3 protein-coding genes are annotated in these 1,939 nt (G+C 45.1%); all 3 read left to right on the plus strand.

Annotation, left to right across the window (positions count from 1 at the left end; translation table 11 throughout):
• Window positions 1-172 precede the first annotated feature (172 nt).
• Window positions 173-340, plus strand: coding sequence for a hypothetical protein (locus F6K38_RS40575; RefSeq protein WP_287249448.1), 168 nt, complete (start codon window positions 173-175; stop codon window positions 338-340).
• A 115-nt stretch (window positions 341-455) separates the two neighbouring features.
• Window positions 456-1,316: an RNA-guided endonuclease InsQ/TnpB family protein gene (locus tag F6K38_RS40580; RefSeq protein ID WP_287249450.1), complete on the plus strand. Its 861-nt coding sequence runs from the start codon at window positions 456-458 to the stop codon at window positions 1,314-1,316.
• Window positions 1,282-1,797, plus strand: coding sequence for an RNA-guided endonuclease InsQ/TnpB family protein (locus tag F6K38_RS40585; protein WP_287267773.1), 516 nt, complete (start codon window positions 1,282-1,284; stop codon window positions 1,795-1,797). Before F6K38_RS40580 ends, F6K38_RS40585 begins: the two co-directional genes overlap by 35 nt.
• Window positions 1,798-1,939 lie beyond the last annotated feature (142 nt).

The raw sequence follows: 1,939 nt of genomic DNA on the forward strand, positions 1-1,939 counted from the left end.
TGACCAGGCAGGGCAGGGTACTTGACCCCTCATTTTAAAACTGCTATTGCGGTTATCATGTTCATGAGGTACAGAGGATTTTTGCTCTCTTCCCTGTTCCCTAAAATCCTGGATTTTGTCCATCACCCAATTGAGAACTACTATATAAATGATTAACCGAAATTAAGATAAGATGATCGACTTTAAGGTCTTTGAACAAGCACGGCAAAAACATCCCCGCTCTGAAGCGATGCCATTTATGGCTGAGCTGAGACAACAGATGCGTTCGCGTAGCGTGGCCTACGGCCAATCGCATCAGCCTTATAAAATTCCCCACAAGCCGAAAACCCCGTGTTTTTAAACCGGGGATGAAGGCTGATAGTGGCTTTAGCCACCGTGAGTAAAGTCGCACTAGTAGTTGTCGATTTGTGCTAGCTGTGTTAGCATAACAGTACAACAGAAGAGGTCGATTTCTGATGATCATTCTTGAGTTCAAGGCATACGGCAAAAAACATCAATATTTAGCCATAGAGGAGGCGATCAGGACAGTAAAATTTGTCCGCAACAGTTGCCTTAGGTTGTGGATTGATAATAGAGGCATATCAAAATACGACCTCAACAAATATTGTAGAGTTTTGGCTAAAGATTTTGATTTTGCCAGTGAATTGAACTCAACCGCTCGACAGGCTGCCGCTGAAAGAGCATGGTCATCGATCGCCCGCTTCTATGACAACTGCAAGAAAAAAGTCCCCGGAAAGAAAGGGTTTCCCCGATTCCAGAAGCATTGTCGCTCGGTCGAATATAAGCAATCAGGATGGAAGTTGTCCCCTGACAAAAAATCGATCACATTCACCGACAAAAAGGGAATTGGAAAACTTAAGCTCAAGGGGACATGGGACTTGTGGAGATTTGATAAGAAACAGATAAAACGAGCTCGGATTGTCAAAAGAGCCGACGGGTACTATGTTCAATTTTGCGTCTCAGTCGATGTAAAGGAACAATTAAAACCTGCTGATGCGACCGTCGGTTTAGATGTAGGTCTAAAAGATTTCTACACCGATTCCAGAGGCAAGACTGAACCTAATCCTCGTTTTTACAGGACTGGGGAAAAGCGGTTAAAGTTTTATCAGCGTCGAGTTTCCCGAAAAAAGAAAGGCTCAACCAATCGTAAGAAAGCAATTAATAGATTAGCTAGACACCACCTTAGTATAAGTAGGCGACGTGAAGAGCATGCCAAGAGACTGGTTAGAAGTTACCGCAAGAAGAGTGCAGCCTTTATAGTTGGTAGGCTATGCATCAAAGGTGGCAGGTTTTGTTGTAAGGCTGCACTCTTCTAAGGTTTCGTCTCCGGCACGCTGCGTAGTCCGGTCTAACGACCTGGTGGCCTATGAAGATCTAAGGGTCAAAAATCTAGTAAAAAATCACTGTTTAGCGAAGTCTATTAATGATGCAGGTTGGTATCAGTTCAGGAAATGGCTAGAGCATTTTGGTCAAAAGTTTGGCAGAGTTACTGTCGCAGTTAATCCTGCTTACACTAGCCAAAATTGCTCTGACTGTGGTGAAGTCGTGAAGAAGTCACTATCAACTAGAACCCATATCTGTCAGTGTGGTTGCCAGTTAGGTAGGGACCATAACGCTGCCATCAACATTTTGAACAGAGCTTTGGGTACGGTGGGGCACACCGGAACCTGTGTCATCGACCCGTTCGCGCAGCGTCGGGTCTCCCGAAACGCTTGCGGAGAATTGACCTCTACTCTTCCTGATTCCGGTCTGGTTGAGCAAGTTGGCTCGTTGAAGCAAGAATCCCCGCGTCTTTAGACCGGGGAGTGTCAACAAGGATTAAGACTATTGCATCATATCCACTTGACCATAGAAACTGTCTTTAAAGTTGAACCGTTGCTGTTGGCTGGTGCGGAGCTTACCGTGTCTTGCCCTAATTTTATCGACCCTAACCCAGAAG

The organism is Moorena sp. SIO3B2 (assembly GCF_010692525.1).
In the GTDB taxonomy this organism is placed as follows: domain Bacteria; phylum Cyanobacteriota; class Cyanobacteriia; order Cyanobacteriales; family Coleofasciculaceae; genus Moorena; species Moorena producens.